The sequence below is a fragment of the Parcubacteria group bacterium genome (assembly GCA_016181765.1).
Taxonomy (GTDB): Bacteria; Patescibacteriota; Patescibacteriia; order UBA2169; family UBA2169; genus CG10-46-32.
Window position 1 is genome coordinate 1 of sequence record JACOYR010000006.1, and the last position, 19,004, is coordinate 19,004.

The window sequence follows — 19,004 nt, forward strand, 5'->3', positions numbered from 1 at the left end:
TACTCGGCGAGAACCTCGCCTGACATGTGGTTAAAGATGGAGTCCAGGTCAGCAAACGGCGCGGTCCAGTTATCAATCCTCTTGGGAGGGAAGCCGAGTTTGGCGTACACAATGTCAAACGAATCGCCGCGTTCTTCGGAGAGCGCGGCATAGCCGATGAGCTCCCCGGCCATAACCTTGTCCCCCACGCGCAAATCATCGCGGACAGCTATGTGCTGGACGCTGAAGTTCCACATGCCGACCGGCGGCAGCAAGGCGAACATCCTCTTCGGGGCAATCCAAATTTCCCCCTCCAACTTGAGTTCCGGCTCGGAGCGTTTGATGGACACGTACCCGTCGTACGGGGAGTAAATCGCGACTTCGTTGCTCCGGTTATACTCGGGCTTGACCCAGAAGTAGTGTTTCATATTCCTGCGCGCCTCGCGGCCGTCCTGCGGAACCGTCACGTGGCCCGCGCAGCTGCGGTACCGCGAGATCTTCTCTATCTTGTCCAGCTCCGTAACATTGGCAATGATGGTAGGTGCAGGCACGGCCCGTGCGCGTGCCAAAGAAACAAGCACAGCCGCAACCAAGAGCAGCACCAACCCTCCGATTGCGATGAGAACTTTTTTCAGCATAGCACCAGTATACCACACAATCAGCTCTTAATCAGCGCAAGCTTTGCTTTCCGGGACAGCGCCTTAACCCTGGCCTCCTCCTTTTGCGCGTTGGAGCGGCTCTTGAACCTGCGGGAGTATGCAAGCTTCACGGGCCTGCGCGAGCGCGTGTACTTTGCACCGAGCTTTCCCGCGTTGTGCTCTTTGACGCGCTTTTCCAAATCAACGGCAATGCCTGTGTACAAAGTCCTGTCCGCGCAGGTGAGAATGTAGAGGTGGTACATACAACATCATTCTCTAAATGAATTGATTGTGAGTATGATTACAAAAGTTTTGATTGAGATGATAATTCTCCGTTTCTATATTTTCCGGTATTTCCATTATTATTTTTTCTATCCGCAAATGTTTTTTCTACGATATGTTTAGATATTTCTTCATCTACTATATTTTTGTAATGTAAATAATTTTTTAATCTATTTTCCGCATCTTTTACATATTCTTCTGAGATATCTATGCCTACATAATTTGAACCTAATAATTTTGCTGCCAAACACGTTGTTCCGCTCCCAACATAAGGATCCAAAACCATTCCTTTTTTACCATCTAAAATAGAATAAATTATTCTTGCCGGTAAAAGCAGCGGGAACGGCGCAGGGTGTCCATTTTTTCTTTCCGGCGGAAATCGCCAGATTGAGGTTAATAATGCGTGCCTTGATTTCAACTCCTTGCCAATTTTATTTCCGTCAATCGGTTTATAAAGCCAATATATTCTTTCGTCGATTTGCCAAAATCGCCAGCCTCTGATATTCGCCGCTATCATTCTATCCCAAATTATCTCCTGTCTGATTGTCCAGTTTGTCTTTTGAATCCATTCAATAGGGTGCATCATCTTGCCTTGCATCCATCTTGTTTTATGATTATAGAAAAATGAGCCTCCCGGTTTTGTGACCCTAAAAATTTCATTCAACACTTTGATTTGTTGATCTTGATAAACTTCTTCAGGGACGTTATCACTTGCCACACTATATTTTACATTTTTTACCAGCCAACCTTTGTGCTTTTCGCCTTTATTATATGGTGGCGAGGTAACGCCTAAATCAATAAAATTGTCATCAATTTTTTTTAAAATATCAAGAGCATCACCCTGAATAATTTTATCTTTTGGCTTCATGTTTTGCCTTCTCCAATAGAAATTCGTAGTATTTTTGTGTGAGTTGTTTCTTGTGCTTCTCTAATTTATCTTTCTCAAGATAAATTATTTTCAATTCTTTACAATTTTTATAGTGCTCAAAGGTAAAATTTGCGCTACGTAAAAATTCCCCAGACTTGTCACCATTTGGAAATCTCTTTTTAAGCTGAATTTTTAATCTTTCAACAAAAGACAAATAATTAAAAGGAAATTCTAAAACATAAATCAACTCCCCATCTACAAAACCACTAATAAGCATACTAGGATTTTCTTTTTTGTCTTTTGCCAGCCTTTTATGTGTGTAATCCGTAAAATTACCGCCACCAGTTAAACGACGCGGACTCTTTCTTTTCTTATTATCTTCAGTATTAAGATTTTGCGGCTTGGCCTCGCAGGCTACGGTTTTACCACCAATTTGGGTTGACTGCTTAAAGCCATTGTATCCAATTTTAGTATTTGTGGGTGTATAACCCGCCAAGGATACCGTAATGTATTCTCGAAGAAGCGAGGAATTTTTGTCGTTAATATAAATTGTGATTAAGCCATTAAAAAGAGCAATAAGTTGATCTTTAGACTTATCCAAAAGTAGTAAGGTTAACTCTTTGTGGGGTTTAGTGGCGTATGCTTTTATTACCTCGTAAAGCTCATTGTTCATATCATACAAATTAAACTTTATCATTATATCTTAGCAAATTTTCCTATGAGTGAAAAGGAACTAGAAGACCTTAATTTCCCCTTTAGTGGATTTCTCTTAGGTACTTGTTAGGCATGGGTTAGGCGAGGCTAAACGGTCCGAGGGGTGGAGGGTTTAGAAGCCAGTAAAACCACCAAAAGCAAAATAGCCTAAAATGAAATAGAGGAGAATTAATGTGGGAGGAATAATGAATGCTATCGAGGCTTTTCGGGCGTTGCCTTTTAGTTGTATTAAAGACCTAACATTCATATAAACCAGGTATATGGCCCCTAAAAGCATAAAATAAATCAATGAGTTTGCATACTTATCCGGCATGCCTGGCCGATAAAAAATTTCATAGAGAAACCAAGGTGATACAAGGAATATTATTATCAAAACTATATTTCTATAGACTAACTTTTTCATAGGGCATGAATTTAAAAACCAATATTCCCCAAAGAGGTCAAAACAAGGAGCACAAATAAAGAAATAATACTCAAAACTAAACCTAAAATACTCAATAGAATTATTCCAGATCTCTTTAGATGTGACGATTGGCGAATTTGTTTAATCATTAAAAAAGAAAAACCAATCATACCAACGGCTTGTAAAGCTACTATTATTGCCATTAGATATTCAGGGAAATCAAAAAAAGATGTAGCTCTAAAAACGTACTTGTAAGTAAAAAAATTCAAAAATATCGTAGCTACTGGAGACCAAATCAATTCTGGAACGATAAAAAAAGATAAAAAAATTAACGCCTTATTCTGCTTATTCATATAGTTCAATTAATCTTAATAAACAATACTTCTTAAAATATTCCAATCCAATGTAGAACTTGGTAACCGACCGTAAGCTTCAATAAAATTGACTATCCCCTGCTGTTCTAGCTCTAAACTTCTAATCACTGGCCGCAAACCATACGCAATCATCATAACAGATTGCACATCATCAGCACCCGCATCTTTTGCCCTCTGCTCGGCTTGTACACTGCGCTGGCTTGGCGGCTGGTTTGTTGAAATTTTCACCACATCATTCCAATCAGTGGCGCTTTGCGGCAATCGGCCGAACGCTTCTCGGAATGAGTATAACACTCCGGCTCGTTCGCCTACTCCGAGAATCTGCGTGCTCTTGGTGCCATAGGCGATGAAGTTCGTCATTGCCGGAGTAAGCCCAAGCTTGGCTCCATACTTCGCGCTAACACTTTGCTCCAGAAAAAGGTCGCGCGCTCTGCCGAGGTAATCAAGCAAGGTTGTTATATCCGCGCTTACGAGCGCGTCCAGTATCTCTCTTTCGGTGTATCGCTCATTCCGTGGGCGCTCTGTTCCTTCTCCCAGGACTTCCGGCTCTGGAATAGATTCTGAATCAAGTTGATGATCTATTCCAGTACTGTCGCTGTTGCGAATGCTCGGTGCAGGAAGAAGAATCACTGCAGGAGAATACACGGTTATAGTTTTAGTTTGGTAATCCTCCAAGTTCCCTGCCCTGTCTTTTGACTGATAGCGTACAATAGTTTCGCCTATTGAAGTAAGTATAACCTGGTTTTGGTAAGTATACCACGTTCCGCCACCGTCTAAACTGTACTCTGTCTTTAAAATCCCTGAATTGTCATCGCTCGCAGAAAGTTCAAACGCAGCCGAAGATGCCCCGCCCGAAACACTGATGCTCGTGCTTGGCTTGGTCGTGTCCGCTGACTGTTCGCTATCCAAAACCGCGCTAATGCTGGCTGTTGTAAAATTACCAGACCCACTCTGGTCTATGCTTAACACGGTTGCAGACGCGGAAGCCGCCAGAGTGAGCGTTGCCTCGGTTGCGGTTGAAACCGGCAAGTCATTGTAGTACGCGGTTTCCGTAACTTCGTTGTCCTCCACTTTTGAAACACGCAAACTGAATGTCCCCTCTCCGGTGCCGTCCAACTCAATTTGGTACGAAACGACACCTGATTCCGGCAAGAATACAAACTTGTTTTCCCCGATCTCCTCATACGCTACCCCGGATATGCTGTACTCAATATCCCCGTTCTCTCCTCTGCCAACATGGTTGCCGTCTGAATCGTAGATGTGCAGATTCACCGGACTGTGCACAGAAACCAGTTTGCCCGCAATGACGCACTGGGATGAATCCTGTGTCGCATTATCCGACAAAATAATATCAGCACCTATAATAATTTGCGCGATCAACTCACGGATGCCGTCAGCGCTGGGCATTGTAGTATGATCAATACCGTTAAAATAATAGGTCTTGTTGTTATCTGTGCTTATGGCTTTGGAGCTGCCAATAGGCACTGTGCCATCGCCAGCTAACATGAGAGCTGAATATTCATCACCAAAATCCGTTCTCTTGATGATGGAACTGATGGTTGGTGTGGTGCAACCATTGATATTGTATGCATCAAAACCAATAATATCAAAATCATCCATTGCCGTGGAATGAAAATCTTCCGCATCCGCAATCAACGCAGAATTCAGCCCTGAATCAACAAGATATTGGTTCATAGCAGAATAACCATATCCAAGACCGCCTAACTCACTATAATACGGTCCGACTTGGGTGAAGTATTCCGGGCTCGGCAATAACTGATAAATAGCAGGCATATTTTGAGCAATATATTGCACCCTCTCGGCGCTCAAAAAGGAAAAAACAATCTCTACACCCAAATTATCCCCAAACAACAAAGTCTTGGCTGCTTTTGGAGCGCCCAAATGAGGAGTACCGATGAAAACCAGCTTGTTTATTGAATCTGAACCATTGTCCAACATATATTGTTTAGTCAAAAGTCCGCCCATGCTGTGCGCTATAATATTAACGGTACTGTTATTTGTCTGGATCAAGACCTCATCAATTTTATCTTTGAGCTCATCACTGGTTGTTTGTATATCAAGCCGCCAGTCATATGGAAATACAAACAAATCAACAGCTTCGTCGTATCCCAAATCTATAAAGTCATTGACCAAGCCTTCAAATATATCTTTTGTAACAATCGGTTTTCTTACAATATCACCAGTTGTTATCTGGTTATTTGTAGCCAATCCATTAACATCCATAGCTAAAACATCCATAAAATCATCGCCTATATCACTAAACATCTTTCCAATATCAGGCCAAATCAAATCATCCCCTCTCCACAACTCCGTCCCCATAATCCCCGGCACCAGGATGACCGGCACATTGCGCACCTCAAAGGAAAGCTCCCCGCTTGAGGGCAGGCGGGCAACAGCAACCCCGTCCGAAGCCTCAAAGTGGTATGAGTACACGCCCTTGCCGAAACCGCCGAGAGCCCCATCAAACTCAAACACCCCGCCAGTACTCGTTGCTATGGCAAACGCATCATCCCCCACCACGAGCCGCACGTACGCGGGAAGATCGCCTTCGGGATCAGTGAACTTTACTTTAAATGCGGGCGCGCCCTGCCCGACAAAACTTATATCCGGCGCAACGCCGTCAACAGTGTAGCCGCTTGAACCCGTATACAACAACACCGGAGCTGTATTTATCGGCGTCTGCACAGTCCACGGATAAAACAGCACGTTTCCTTCAATCACATCACCCTGGCCAGACGGATTGTTTGCCGCGTGGTACGGCCCGGAATCATCGCCCCACCAGTTGTTGAGCATGCTAATCGGTTCAACGCCGGAATAGAACACCGCGCTCTGGGAGTTATCGTAAAAACCGGAGTTGGAGACGGACACGTGCGCCGGCGCCACCGCGCCGCCAACGGCCAGCATGCCGACTTTGTTGCCGTAAAACAGCGTGTCAGTAACCGTCACGAACGCATCACTCTGCAACCGGAGACCGGTTTCAGCGTTATAGCGGATCTCTGAATTGGTGATTGAAATGATGCTCCCGGTGGTGGTGTTTTTAATGCCCTCCCACACGCTGTGCTCAACCACCGCGTGGTCCAGTGTAACCTCGCCGCCAGCCGCAAGCAGAATGGGCCACTGGTACTTTCCTCCGTAGCGCAGGATTGAGCGCTCTGCCTCAAAAACGCCGTTCACCTGAATCCGGAACCAGTCTCCCGGGGAAGGAATCGTATCATCTGCATCGCCGTTCGTGTCTCCCGCATAGTTGTCGTCTTTGTCCGAGGTGATAACCGCCGGATTATCCGCGGTACCGGACATGCGGAACGTTCCGTCAACAATCATCTGCACCGGCGAGCCGAGCGATGTGCTCATCTTGAGCACTGCTCCGGGTTCCATGGTAACGGTTGTATTTGAACCTACGCGCAGGGTGGTTGCGTTTGTCAGGTACGGACTGCCTGCGGCGGTCATCACATACCCGTTCGGAATCAGGTTATTCGGAAGCGGGAGCGTGGTAGCCGCGCGAGCCGGAACTCCAAAAAGCAGGACAGCAACAAAAAACCCGACCATAAAAATAGCGTCGCGGAACATCAGTCCGATAGTACTGCGATTGCCTCCTCCCATATACACCTACGGTACGCCTTTTCTCGCGGAAAATCAACGTTCGCCTTGATGCGAACGTTAACCGCGCGCCCTTGATTGACACAATCCCAAATCCGCAGTATCATAACCCCTTACCGAAACCAAACCAACATGCCGCTTGAAGCCATCCAGCAGATCGCACGCAGTCTGCGCACCAAAAAGCACCTCTTGATTACCACCAGAGCCAACCCATCCGGGGACTGCCTCGCGAGCGCTCTGGCTTTTTGTTTGCTTGCGCGGCGCCTCGGCAAAAAGGCGGCCATTGCCATTGATACGACCCGCTTCCAGCTGCCGCAGCGGTTCGGCTTTCTGCCGGAGTACGAATCCATCAGGCATGAGCTCGGCCGCGAGTCCGACATCACTCTGGAGTTTGATCTGAATCATGACATAATCCGCGGTTTGACGTACGATGCGCACGCAGGAAAGCTCCTGCTCCGCATCTTTCCCAAAGAGCCGGGACTTGTGATCGGGCCGGTAAAGCAGCGCCAGGCAAACTACCCCTACGACGCAATCGTGGTGCTGGATTCCTGCGACCTTGAGTCCCTCGGAAAAGTGTATGATGAGCACACGGAGTTCTTCTACCACACGGACATCATCAACATAGACCATCAGCCCGAGAACGAGCACTTCGGCCAGATCAATCTGGTGGAGATGAACGCGGTTGCAACGTCCGAAATTCTGTTCACGCTCGCCCAGCACCTGGGGCCCGAGTTCGTGGACGGGCCGCTCGCCACCTGCTTGCTTGCCGGCATCATCCACGAGAGCCGCAGCTTCCAGGCCCCGAACATCACCCCCCGCACGTTGGCCGTGGCAAGCGAACTGGTGAGCTTAGGCGCGGACCGCGCCGAGATCATGCGCAGGCTCCACTACAACAAGCCGGTCGCAACCTTGCAGTTGTGGGGCAGGATGCTTGAGAGCCTTGAGCTGGATGCGGACGCGCGCCTCACCTGGGTCGCGGTGTCCGCCGAAGACTTTGAGCGCACGAAAACGAGCGAGCAGGACCTGCTTGATGTGCTGGATGAGGTGCTCCAGCATGCGCCCCTATCGCGCGCCATTGCCATTGTGTATCCGGCTGAAGGAGACTTCCGCGCCGTGGTGCACACGCACGAGCCTTCGCTGGATCTGCGCCGCGCACTGGCCCGCCTCGGCGCGTTCGGCTCGCGCAATCTGGTGTCGTGCGAAATTGAAGCGCGCACCAGCGATGAGGCAATCGCGTACATCAGGGAGCTTCTCGCGGATTGATTTTTGGTGCTCATTGAGCTATATTGAGTTATGCGCGAGCGAATCGCAAGATTCGCGAGCGAGAGGAAGGGGCGGACGGAGGGTGAAGCGGGCGAGCGTGCTCGCACGCGCAACCCGCAGTCCGACCCTGACGAAGGCCCGTAGCTCAGGGGTTAGAGCGCCACTCTTATAAGGTGGATGTCGGTGGTTCAAATCCACCCGGGCCTACCATCCCGCCCGCACGGCGGGTTTTGTATTATTTTGTGATATAATGAATGTGAACCGTATGAGTCCGCAATTCCCGAAACTCACGGCGTTTCCGGCGCTTGCCTCCTTGGTGGAGGAATTCCCCAAAACAGAGGTGTTTTTGGTGGGGGGCGCGGTGCGGGACATACTGCTCGGGAAAAAAATCACGGACATAGATCTCCTGGTCCGCAACATCACCGCTTCGGAGCTCGGTGATTTTTTGGCGCGGCACGGCCGCGTGGTGTTCGCGGGCAAGCAGTTTGGGGTCTGGAAGTTCAACGAAATCGGCCGTCCCCGCAACGAGGTGTACGACATCGCCCTGCCGCGCACCGAGTTCTCCTTGCACAAGCAGGGGCTCTACCGCGACTTCAAAGTCAAGACCAACCCACGCCTGCCGGTAGAGGAGGACCTCTGCCGCCGCGACTTTACGGTGAACGCCATGGCCTATAATCTGATTGATGAAAAGCTCATTGACCCGCACCAGGGCGCGGAGGACCTCGCGGGCAAACTCATCCGCAGCGTGGGCAAGGCGCAAGATCGGTTCCAGGAAGACTACTCCCGCATGCTGCGCGCCATTAGGTTCTCGCTGCAGCTTGGATTTGGCATTGAGGATAAGACGCTCGCAACCATCAGAGCCATGCTCCCGCACATCAATAAAACGATTGATGGAAAGCGGGCCCTGCCCTATGAAGTGATCGCCGAAGAGTTTTTGAAGTCCCTTGCCGCAAACCCAGTGACAGCGCTCAAGCGCTGGGACGAAACCGGCGCTTTAACGGAAACCATCCCCGAACTTTTGGAAATGAAAGGCTGCGTCCAGCCCGACAATTGGCACACCGAGGGCGACGTGTGGGACCACGCCCTCTTGGCGTTGGAAAAAATTTCAAACGATGCGTTCAAAAAAGAATTTAATGATGAGAAGCCGGACCTGGAACTCGTGCTTGCCGTATTATTCCATGACATCGGCAAACCCTACACCTTAAAGACCCCGGAAAAAGACGGGGTTGATAGGGTGCGCTTTGACGGGCATGATGAGGTCGGCGCAAAGGTCGCGAAAGAGGCCCTGAACCGCTTGCGCGTGTCCGCGCCGCCGGAGGTCGGGGTTGACGCGGAGCGCGTAGTCTGGATGGTTGAGCATCATATGCTGCTCGTGCACGGCGAACCCGAGACCTTGCGGCCGGATACCATAGAAAAGTATTTCTTCAGCCAAAAGCGGCCCTCGCGCAACTTTTTGAAGCTCTTGTATGCGGACGGCGCTGCAACCATAAGCCGCGAGGGCAAGCCCATGACCGGACTCTACGAACGCATGCGCGAGCGCATCGCCGAGATAAAGCAGAAGACCGGGTCCCACGGCTTAAAGCTTGCCAAACCCCTGATTTCCGGACAAGATGTGATGGATGCGTTAAAACTTGCGCCCGGGCCCGAAATCGGCAACATACTGGAACGCGTGCGCTCAAAACAGCTGTCCGGAGAACTCACCTCAAAATCTGCGGCGCTTGAGTATATCAAACAACCATGAAACTGGCCGTAGAAGCAACCGACAATCTTGACCGTTTAGATAAGTTCCTTGCCGCAAAGCTCGCGGGCGCCACGCGCTCGTTCGTGGCGCGCCAGATCAAGCGCGGCAGGGTGACCGTAAACAACAGCCCAACCTATGCGCATTACACGCCAAAGCCGGGCGACGTGATTGAGGTTGCCAAAGTTGAACAGGAGGCGCCGAAACTTGCGCCCGACCCGAACGTCGCGTTCAAAATCATTGATGAACAGCCAAATTACCTGGTGATTGAAAAGCCCGCAGGCCTGGTGGTGCACCCTGCCCCCGGCGTGTCCGAACCAACGCTCGTTGACGGCCTGGTTGCGAAGTACCCGGATCTCGCGCGTGTCGGCGAAGACAAGCTGCGCCCGGGAATCGTGCACCGGCTTGATAGGGACGTATCCGGATTGATGGTGGTCGCGCGCACCCAAGCCATGTTTGAGAGCCTCAAGCAACAGTTCCGGGAGCGCGAAGTTGAAAAGCAGTACAGTGCCCTGGTCCACGGCAGGGTCCAAGGAGAGCGCGGGATGATTGATACGCCCATTGGGCGCTCCCAGACGAAGTCAGGCAAAATGGCGGCACACACCCAGGAGCGCGAGGGCGACCGGAACGCGCAGACCGAGTACCTCGTGCGCGAGCGCGTAAAAAACTACACCCTGCTTGAGATCCGGCTCCACACTGGACGTTCGCACCAAATCCGTGTACACTTGCACTCAATCGGCCACCCCGTGGTCGGGGACGAATTGTACACCAACAAGCGCGTCAAGCATAAAGATCTGGGCCGCATCTTCCTGCACGCATCAAAACTTTCTTTTGACGATGCATCCGGCGAACGGCACACCTACACTTCCGAGCTCCCCAAAGAACTCCAAGACTTTCTGTCATCACTATGAAGCACAGCACAAACCTGGTTATCATCTCCGGCCCCTCGGGTTCCGGGCAAGACAGCGTTATCCAAGGCTTGGTTGATCGCGGAGTGCCGATTGTACGCCCCCTATCAACCGTTACCCGCCCCATGCGCCCGGGCGAAGCAGAAGGTAAACCATACCATTTTGTGTCCGAACAGCAATTTGACGAGCTCATCCGGCAAAACAGGTTATCTGAATGGGCAGTAGTCTACGGAAAAAAAGCGGGCATTACCAAACAGGAGCTGGAGCGCATCAAAAACATACGCGATAAAATCGGCGTTTGGAAAATGGATTGGCAGGGAGTCGCTACCGCCAAAAAACAGTATCCTGACATTGTAGCCATCCTCATACTGCCGCCGAACATGGAAACGCTCGTTGAACGCTCGCGTGAACGGGGGCAACAAAACGAAAAGGATATTCAAGAACGCTTTGAAGCGAGCCGCGCTTTTCTCACGCACAAGGCGCTCTATGACTACGAAGTCATTAACGAAGAGGGCAAGCTGGATCAGGCCGTTGACAAGGTAGCTGAAATTCTTAAACAAGAAGGCTTCCTTGACAACAACGCCTGATTCAATTAGTATCCACCTATTATCCATCTATTTATCTATGCCGATTAAGAAATCCTCATTCAAGGAACTGCGCAAGACCAAAACTCGGACCCGGTTCAACTCCATCCGCGAAAAGCAGATCAAGGACGCCATGAAAAAGATTCAAAAGGCCTTAACCGTCAAGAATCTTGAAGAGGCCCAAGTCCTTGCCAAGAACGTGGTTGCCATGATTGATAAGGCTGCCAAGCGCCGCATCATCCACCCGAACAAGGCATCCCGCAAAAAGTCCCGCCTGTTCGCGGCCATCAAACGGGCCGCCGCCAAAAAGTAACTTAAAAAGCCCCGCCGCACCGGCGGGGCTTTTGGTTAGCGGACAATTGAATCAACCAGCACCGTAAACAGGAGTTTGGGTTCGCCGCGACTCTCCTTGAGGCTGCGGTCCAGCCGGGCCAAGGCGTGGTACATCCCGATGAGGCGCTTGACCGTAAAGCGCCTGCTTTGGGCGCGCGTCTTTTGCACCACAAACGGATTCAACTTAAGCTCCGAAGCAAGGGATGCGTCTGACCCTTCGGCCCCGTGCAGGGCAAGCAAAAGCCTTGTTTGCCGGATGATCATGCCCAAAAACTGCTGGGGCGCCTCAACCGCTTCCAGCTGCGCATCAACCAGGCCGAGAGCGGTTTTCCTGTCGCCGCTTGAGAGCGCGTCAACAAACTTCCAGATGTTCTCCTGTGTTGACGCGTGCACCATGGCCCCAACCGCCCGGGCCGTGATCGTGCCTTTGCCTGCGGAAAGCTTGGCAAGCTCGTTTGCGGCGCGCCAGGTGTCCGTGCCAATCATACCCACAAGCAAACGCGCGGCCGCGGGCTCAATGGATGCGCCGAGCTCGCGGGCGACTCTCTGGATAACCGCGGGCATATCCCGCTCGCTCGGGAGCGGGCACTCTTTTGAGTACTGCTCCTTTGCAAGCCGCGCCACCAGTTTGAGCCGCTTGTCAGGCGCGCCCGCGTGATAGACTATCAGGCTCGTGCCAGCGCCAATCTCGTGCGTGTCCAAAAAATCAGTGAGTGAATCACGCACCTCTTTGTTCTCCAATAGTCCCTTTGCGATAACCAGCTTTTTGGATGAGAACAGCCCGGCCGCGGTCAGGCGCGCCCCAAGCTCTTCCCATGTCCCCTCTTCAGCATCAAACACCTCCACCGCCCCGCCGGATGCGGCGTGCTTCGCGTTGAATCCATGAACCAGTTTTTCCAAGTATTGTTTTGACGAGTACGTATCCTCGCCGTGAATCAAAATCAGCATAGAATTTAAAGTGTGCAGGGGGCTACATTTCGTAGCGAGAATGATGGAGCGAAACGACCCTTCGGAGCGGAGAAATGTAGCCCCCGAACACCTATTGAATCGGTTTAGTGCGCCTCCTGCCAATTTTTGCCCGAATGCACCTCCGCGACCAACGGCACGCGCAGTTTCGCCACCGACCCCATAGTCTCCTGCACAAACCGCGAGATCCGCGCAACGTCCTTGGAGGGCGCCTCAAACACCAGCTCATCGTGCACCTGCAAAAGCATCCTGCTCTTCGGGCTGACGTTCGGCAAATCAGCGTGAATCGCGATCATGGCCATTTTCATGATGTCAGCCGCAGTGCCCTGCACCGGCATGTTGGTTGCCAGGCGCTCGGCTGCGGCAGCCACCTGCGCCACCCCGGAGTTGATGTCCGGAATGGCGAGCCTGCGGCCGAACTTGGTTTCCACGAATCGCGCCAAAGCAATGTTCTCCTCAATAAAATCACGCACCCCTGAAAATTCTTCAAAATACTTTTCAATGAACTCCTCGGCCCGCTTGTATGGCATGCCCGTGCGCTGGGAAAGGCCCCGCGCTCCCATGCCGTAGAGAATGCCGAAGTTCACTTCCTTGGCGGTCCGCCGGATCTCGGGCGTGACCTGTGATTCCGGAATCTGGTGCACAAACGCGGCAGTGGAGGTATGGATGTCCTTGCCCTGCTTAAAAATCTCAAGCAAGCGCTTGTCCCCGGACAAATCCGCTACAATCCGCAGCTCAATCTGGGAGTAGTCAGCGGCAAGGAGCACATTCCCGCGCTCCGCGATGAACGCTTTGCGGATGGAGCGGCCGAGCTCGGATCTCATGGGAATATTCTGAAAATTTGGGTCGGATGACGACAAGCGGCCGGTTGACGCCACTGTCTGGTTGAAGCTCGTGTGCACGCGGCCGGTCTCTCTGTTGACAAGCCTGGGCAAGGCATCCACATACGTATTCTTGAGTTTTGACAATTCCCGGTGCTCCAAGATGAGCGGAATCACGGAGTGGCTCTCTATCATCTTTTCAAGTTGCCCGGCTGCCGTGGAAAATCCGGTCTTGGTTTTTCCGATGCCTTTTGTGGAAAGGCCGAGTTTACCGAAAAGCACCTCTTTGAGCTGCTGCGGGGATGCCACGTTAAACTCAACGCCCGTTGCCTTGAAAATCTTTTTTTCAAGCTTTGCAATGTCCCGTCCCAACGCCTTTGACATTTCGTTTAAAAATTTTGAATCAATCTTGACCCCGGCCTCTTCCATGTCCGCCAAAACCGGCACCAGGGGCATCTCAATGTCCCGCATCACCTGGCCAAGGCCCTCCTCCTGCAGCTCTTTGGCGAGCTTCAGAGAAAGCCGCAGGGTGTAGTCCGCATCCTCGGAAGCGTAATCCGCGACCCGAGATGCGTCCACGTCTGCCATGGAGAGCTGGCCTTTGCCGCGCGGGCCAATGAGGTCCGAGATGGGCACCATCTGGTGCGCGAGCTCCACGAACGCAAGGTTATCCAATGAGTGGCTGCGGCCCGCGGGGTGCAGGAGGTACGAGGCAATCATGGAATCAAATGAAAGAGGGCTAAGTTTAATCCCGGCGCGGTGGAACACTTCAAGGTCATACTTGATGTTGTGCCCGAACTTTTTGACGTCAGGGTCCTCCAGCACGCCCTTGAGCGCGGCAATGTATGGCGCCGTAATGTAGTACGCCTCCCCGCTCTTCCACGCCAATGAGATGCCGATTAAGCCCGCGGTGAGCGCGCCGAGCGCGTCTGTCTCCGTATCAACGGCCAGGGCTTTTGCGCCCGCAAGTTTTTCCAATAATGACGCAACTGCCTGCTTTGAGTCAACCAGGTGGTATCCTTCACGGATTTCAAAATCCTCGCGCGCTTCCTTTGCGCCCCCGCTGAACAGAGACCCCTGCCCCTGTGCGGCGCGCGATGAGTAGCCCCCGAACACCTCCTGGGCCCGCGAGACCAGGGACCTGAATTCAAACTTGCGGAACAGCTCCAGCAGGTCCTGCTCGTGGGCCGGCGCAACCGCTAAGTCTTTGAGGTTGAACGTTATGTTGACGTCCTTTCTGATGGTTGCCAAATCGCGCGACAAGTAGGCGTTGTCTTTTGAAGCCAGAAGCTTCTTGGCAACAGCTTCCTTAATTCCCCCTCCTCTTTGAGGAGGGGGCGAGGGGGTGGTGCCCTGCTTTTCCACATACGCGTAAATCTCGTCCAGGGAATCAAATTTTTCCAGAAGCTCTTTTGCGGTCTTCTCCCCGACTCCGACAACCCCCGGAATGTTGTCGGACGAATCCCCTGCAAGGGCCTTGTACTCCACCACTTTCTCCGGGCCGAACCCGTGCTTTTCCCTGACCCCGGCAACGTCATAGGTGATGGTATCGTTGATGCCGCGCTTGATGGTGTACACCACGGTGTTCGCGTCAACCAGCTGCAGGGCGTCCATGTCCCCGGTCACAATCACGGTCTTGAGATCGTGCTTCGCGGCCTGGCGGGCCAGGGTGCCGATCACGTCATCAGCCTCGTACCCTTCCTTCTCTTCAATGCGAAACCCGAAGCCGCGCGCCACCTCTTTGACCAGGGGAATCTGCTCGTACAGCTCATCCGGCTGCTTTTCGCGGGTTGCCTTGTACTCGCGGTAGCGCTCGTGCCGAAACGTGCCCCCGGGCGGGTCAAACGCGACCGCCCCGTAGTCAGGCTTAAACTCACGCACGATGTTGAGCATGATGGACGCAAACCCGTACACCGCGTTCACCAAGGTGCCGTCCTTGGTGGTGAGGGGCGGCAGAGCGTGCCACGCCCGGTGCAGGAGCGCGTTCCCGTCAATAATGATGAATTTCTTCTGAATCTTTGCCATAGCTGTATTCTACCGTATTGAGGCTAAAAAACAACGCTGAAATATGGTATGATAGTGGAGTAAGGTGTGCAGGGGATGCGGAAAAATCTACATCCCCGAACACCTCCTTAAACAACCTCATGTTCCAATCACTCCAAACCTGGTTTATAGACTTCATCCTGGGCCCGGGCGGGTACCCCGCCTTGTTCTTCTACCACCTCTTGGTTGACACGCTGGTGCCCGGCTCCCCGGAAGCCGCAGCTGTTGCCGTGTGGGCCGCAGGCTTGCCCGTGGTTGCGAGCATCGCAGTCATGAGCGCGGGAAACTTTGCCGGAAACGTGCTCAATTATTGGATCGGGCACCACGGGACGCGCCTGGTCCGCAAGTACTTCCACATCAAACAAGAACGCCTCGCGCGCGCCGAGCGGTGGTTTGATAAGTTCGGCGGGGCCGTGCTCCTGTTCTCTTGGCTCCCCGTTGTGGGAGACACAATAACGTTCGTGCCCGGCATTGTGCGGTACAGCTTTGCCAAATTCACGGTGTACGTGCTCGCCGGCAAAGTCATCCGCTACATCGGGCTCTACTATTTAGTCCGCGCTGTGGTGTAATTTCCGCGAGAGCCCGAGGATGCGGCTCGTGATTTCGGCGGCGAGCGCGTCTGTGGTTCCGAGCGAACGGGCCCACTCCCGGGCCGGGGCTACGCGTTTGCGCACAAGCCGCTTGAGGGACTCGCGCACGCGCTGCAAAAATATGGCGGCCAGGGTGTACGCGCGCATGCTCACTTCCATTTCCGCACGGAACACCTCCGCGTCTTCGCGGACCAGCTCTTCCTCGTCTATGTCCAGGGCATAGGCGATTTTTGACGACACCAAAAGTGAATTAATGGTCACGCGGAACACGTCCGGGTCGCGCACTCCGCGGTGGTCATAGAGCGCGTGCCCGAGCTCGTGCAGGCCTTCGGCCCAGTTGGCCGCCTGCAGGTACAGCGCATCGCTCTCAAACGGAAGCGCGTCCCCTTCTCCCTCTGCATCGTCTGGTTCGGACAGCATCTCCGCAAGCTCCGGGAATGTCGGAGCGCTTGCGCGCGCGCCCAAGAGCTCCGGATTTTCAATCACCTTAAAATACTCCTCAAAGTCCCCGCCGAAAATCTCCTGTATGGCCTCATCGTACTCAAAAAGGGTCTGGTGCTGCTCGCGCACCATATCCAGCTCGCTCGCAATGCGGCGCAGGCCCCGGCTGGCTTTTGGGGCTGCAATCCTGTGCGCGCTGAACACATACGGATTGCCCGCATCCGGCTTGATAGACGCAAACAGGCGTTCAGCTCTTTTGTTTGAGGGAAACGTCATAGAGTATTTCTTCCAAGCGCTTGAGGTTGCGGCGCGCGTCATCCCGCTTCTGCCGCAAGCTTCCGCGCAGATTCATGGAGAGCAAAACCCCGAACAGCTCCTCGGTTGCATCCCGAAACTGCTTGACTGATTTCAGGCTGCCGCGGGTCACGTCCAGTGTTGCGGCGCGCACGAGCTCGCCGGTGAGGTCCGAGAGCGCCGCGAGCTCTTCGTCCGCCTGCGTCTTGAACCCAGCCGCCACTGACAAAGCCTTCTTCTGCATCACGCGCAAAAAGTATGATGCTTCCAAAAACTCCTCAACCGCGGCCGAGAGCGTTGCCTCGCCGCGCAAGCCCGCTTTTTCCGCATACTGAACCAATGCCTTGAGTTCGCGGCCCGCCGCCGCGAGCGCGCGCTCCGCCTCTTTGGCTTCGCCGCGGTGCAGCTTAAAAATCGCGTGCTTTGCCTCGCGCACTAATGACCCGGTCTCCCGGATAATTTTTGCCCTTCCTGAATCCTGCTTCTCTATCTTCAGATGAAGTTGTTAAACCAGGCAGTACGATCGCAACAGTGTCCTGTTCTTCCTTTCCTCCAAAACCAGCGCAATGACCTCGCGGATATTTTTGAGGGCCTCATCCAGCGTTTTGCCTTGGCTGTAGCAGCCCTCAAAAACCGGGCACTCAACCACATACAATCCAGCCTCGTCTTTTTCAACAACCAGGGGCAACCGCGCGTTGCGATGCGTTGCATGGACCCGTGCCTTCATATACCAACATAGTATCGCAGGCAAAAATAAAAATCAAGGATAAAAAGAAGGGGGACAACGCCATCTGGCATCATCCCCCTCACATACTTCTACCTCTCCAACCTCCCTGCGGCTGCCTACTTCGCGTAGGGCCTGCACACCCGCGCTTTGAGCGCGTGAAAGCTCACGTACAGCCGCTGTACGGCCCTTCCCTTGTGCGCCGGGGGAATGTGGGCGAGGTCAACCGCCACGGGCTTGTGCGCTGTGCTGTAGTGCTCTCCCAGCCACTGCCGGTACTCTGCGCTCCGGCGCTGGTCTGCTTCCAGCTCGCGCGCATTGCGCTCTTGGGCGCGGCGGGCTTTGGCTTGGACGCGCTCGGCATCTTGGACGCGCTCGGCACGGAGCCACATCTGAAGCCGCGCAGAGAGCGCCGGACGCAAACGGTCCTGGACCCGGAGTACCAAAACGCACAGCGCCACCAACCAAACAAGGAAGCAGGCGGCAGCCAGAAGCCCTGACCAGCTGGGCTCGGTATGCCACGGAAAAAGCAGGGACCACACCAGAACCGGAGCGCCGACCAAGCCAATCACCTCAATCGGCGTTATTGGCATATACACCCGCTTGCCGCCCGGGCCATACAGGTTCCATAGCCGGTACTGGCTGTGCCTATAGACCACGCATTGCCCTTCCCCTGGGAATTTCTCCCACACCGCAAACGGACTGCGCGGACGGAAACCAGCCAAGAACACGACTGCAGGCCCAATGAACGAGTACAGAATCCCGATCGTGAACATGGTCGCAAGACCGACCAAGACGAGCAATCCAATCGGGATCTTGAGCGTGAACGCAAGCGTAAGACGACTCCGGTACTCACACTTGTCCCTGGGCTCGCGCTTGTGCAGCCAGTTGGCCCACTCCCAGACCAGCTTGCTGAACCTGGTCGCGGGCTTTGGCTCAAAGAGCGCTTCAGGCACCTCAAACTCCACGGTGGTTGCGGCAATTGCGCGGTAGCGGCCCGCGACGCCGTGCTCAAGATCGTCCCAATGAATGTCCGCGGCGTAGTTGTAATAGGCCCTGGATATTGTAAATGGCCTCAAAAAAACCTGGGCCATCTTTGCTTCCGCTTCGGAAAACGCGAGCACTGCAAGGCGGTGTAGGCCGGGACGAAAGACAGGGATGAACTGCACGCCCCGGTCCACGCGGCAGAAGTACCGCCGACCTGCGTTCGGAAGCGGCCTCTCGAAAGAACCATAAGACTCGCTCTCGTGCTGTTCCACGAACACCAGGTACACGGGCTGTTGGGCGATGGCGCCATCGTCAAACACCCAGGTTACGGGAATGGTCGGGGAATCCATCGCCTGCTTGCCGCCGTTCAGGACGAGCTCTATGCCCGCCCGCTTTGCAACAGCCACTGCTTGGCTCATTGCTTCCTCCTTGCGAG

Annotated in this window: 18 protein-coding genes and 1 tRNA gene; 7 read left to right on the plus strand and 12 right to left on the minus strand. The window is 53.1% G+C overall.

The window, feature by feature from the left end; all coding sequences use genetic code 11:
- From HYT31_04510 to HYT31_04535, 6 genes are all read right to left on the minus strand, one after another.
- On the minus strand, positions 1–617 hold a 617-nt coding region (locus HYT31_04510), incomplete at its 3' end, for a hypothetical protein (protein MBI2051032.1).
- Positions 618–637: 20 nt separating this feature from the next.
- Positions 638–880: a GIY-YIG nuclease family protein gene (locus tag HYT31_04515; GenBank protein ID MBI2051033.1), complete on the minus strand. Its 243-nt coding sequence runs from the start codon at positions 878–880 to the stop codon at positions 638–640.
- A gap of 38 nt (positions 881–918) precedes the next feature.
- Positions 919–1,767, minus strand: coding sequence for a site-specific DNA-methyltransferase (locus HYT31_04520; GenBank protein MBI2051034.1), 849 nt, complete (start codon positions 1,765–1,767; stop codon positions 919–921).
- Positions 1,751–2,440, minus strand: coding sequence for a hypothetical protein (locus tag HYT31_04525; protein MBI2051035.1), 690 nt, complete (start codon positions 2,438–2,440; stop codon positions 1,751–1,753). The genes HYT31_04520 and HYT31_04525 overlap by 17 nt, the downstream gene beginning before the upstream one ends.
- Positions 2,441–2,895: 455 nt before the next feature.
- Entirely contained in the window at positions 2,896–3,237 is a 342-nt protein-coding gene (locus tag HYT31_04530) for a hypothetical protein (protein MBI2051036.1), read from the minus strand.
- 15 nt (positions 3,238–3,252) lie between these two features.
- On the minus strand, positions 3,253–6,879 hold the full coding sequence (locus HYT31_04535) for a hypothetical protein (protein ID MBI2051037.1): 3,627 nt from the start codon (positions 6,877–6,879) through the stop codon (positions 3,253–3,255).
- A 129-nt stretch (positions 6,880–7,008) separates the two neighbouring features.
- Here HYT31_04535 and HYT31_04540 point away from each other — a divergent pair, with 129 nt between their 5' ends.
- The 6 genes from HYT31_04540 to HYT31_04565 all read left to right on the plus strand — a co-directional run bounded on the left by HYT31_04540 (position 7,009) and on the right by HYT31_04565 (position 11,682).
- Positions 7,009–8,139, plus strand: a complete 1,131-nt coding sequence (locus HYT31_04540; protein MBI2051038.1) for a hypothetical protein — start codon at positions 7,009–7,011, stop codon at positions 8,137–8,139.
- Positions 8,140–8,273: 134 nt separating this feature from the next.
- A tRNA-Ile gene (locus HYT31_04545) sits at positions 8,274–8,349 on the plus strand.
- Between the two features lie 55 nt (positions 8,350–8,404).
- Positions 8,405–9,880: a CCA tRNA nucleotidyltransferase gene (locus HYT31_04550; GenBank protein ID MBI2051039.1), complete on the plus strand. Its 1,476-nt coding sequence runs from the start codon at positions 8,405–8,407 to the stop codon at positions 9,878–9,880.
- On the plus strand, positions 9,877–10,788 hold the full coding sequence (locus tag HYT31_04555) for an RluA family pseudouridine synthase (GenBank protein ID MBI2051040.1): 912 nt from the start codon (positions 9,877–9,879) through the stop codon (positions 10,786–10,788). The genes HYT31_04550 and HYT31_04555 overlap by 4 nt, the downstream gene beginning before the upstream one ends.
- The gene (locus HYT31_04560) at positions 10,785–11,372 is read left to right on the plus strand and encodes a hypothetical protein (GenBank protein MBI2051041.1); all 588 of its coding nucleotides are present in this window, start codon (positions 10,785–10,787) and stop codon (positions 11,370–11,372) included. Before HYT31_04555 ends, HYT31_04560 begins: the two co-directional genes overlap by 4 nt.
- A gap of 37 nt (positions 11,373–11,409) precedes the next feature.
- Entirely contained in the window at positions 11,410–11,682 is a 273-nt protein-coding gene (locus HYT31_04565; GenBank protein ID MBI2051042.1) for a 30S ribosomal protein S20, read from the plus strand.
- A gap of 35 nt (positions 11,683–11,717) precedes the next feature.
- Here the strand turns inward: HYT31_04565 and holA are convergent, their stop codons facing one another.
- Together holA and polA are read right to left on the minus strand one after the other, a co-directional pair.
- Entirely contained in the window at positions 11,718–12,650 is a 933-nt protein-coding gene (gene holA, locus HYT31_04570; protein MBI2051043.1) for a DNA polymerase III subunit delta, read from the minus strand.
- A 104-nt stretch (positions 12,651–12,754) separates the two neighbouring features.
- Complete coding sequence (gene polA, locus HYT31_04575; protein ID MBI2051044.1) at positions 12,755–15,514, minus strand: DNA polymerase I; 2,760 nt, start codon at positions 15,512–15,514, stop codon at positions 12,755–12,757.
- Positions 15,515–15,633: 119 nt separating this feature from the next.
- Between polA and HYT31_04580 the strand changes: the two genes are divergently transcribed.
- Entirely contained in the window at positions 15,634–16,101 is a 468-nt protein-coding gene (locus tag HYT31_04580) for a DedA family protein (GenBank protein MBI2051045.1), read from the plus strand.
- Here the strand turns inward: HYT31_04580 and HYT31_04585 are convergent.
- The 4 genes from HYT31_04585 to HYT31_04600 all read right to left on the minus strand — a co-directional run bounded on the left by HYT31_04585 (position 16,081) and on the right by HYT31_04600 (position 18,987).
- Positions 16,081–16,839 carry a hypothetical protein gene (locus tag HYT31_04585; GenBank protein MBI2051046.1) on the minus strand — a complete coding sequence of 253 codons (759 nt, stop codon included), beginning with the start codon at positions 16,837–16,839 and terminating at the stop codon, positions 16,081–16,083. The two genes, HYT31_04580 and HYT31_04585, sit on opposite strands and share 21 nt — an antisense overlap.
- Positions 16,811–17,293, minus strand: coding sequence for a hypothetical protein (locus HYT31_04590; GenBank protein MBI2051047.1), 483 nt, complete (start codon positions 17,291–17,293; stop codon positions 16,811–16,813). Before HYT31_04590 ends, HYT31_04585 begins: the two co-directional genes overlap by 29 nt.
- A 69-nt stretch (positions 17,294–17,362) precedes the next feature.
- Positions 17,363–17,584, minus strand: a complete 222-nt coding sequence (locus HYT31_04595) for a type II toxin-antitoxin system HicB family antitoxin (GenBank protein MBI2051048.1) — start codon at positions 17,582–17,584, stop codon at positions 17,363–17,365.
- A 116-nt stretch (positions 17,585–17,700) separates the two neighbouring features.
- Entirely contained in the window at positions 17,701–18,987 is a 1,287-nt protein-coding gene (locus tag HYT31_04600; GenBank protein ID MBI2051049.1) for a hypothetical protein, read from the minus strand.
- Positions 18,988–19,004: the final 17 nt, after the last annotated feature.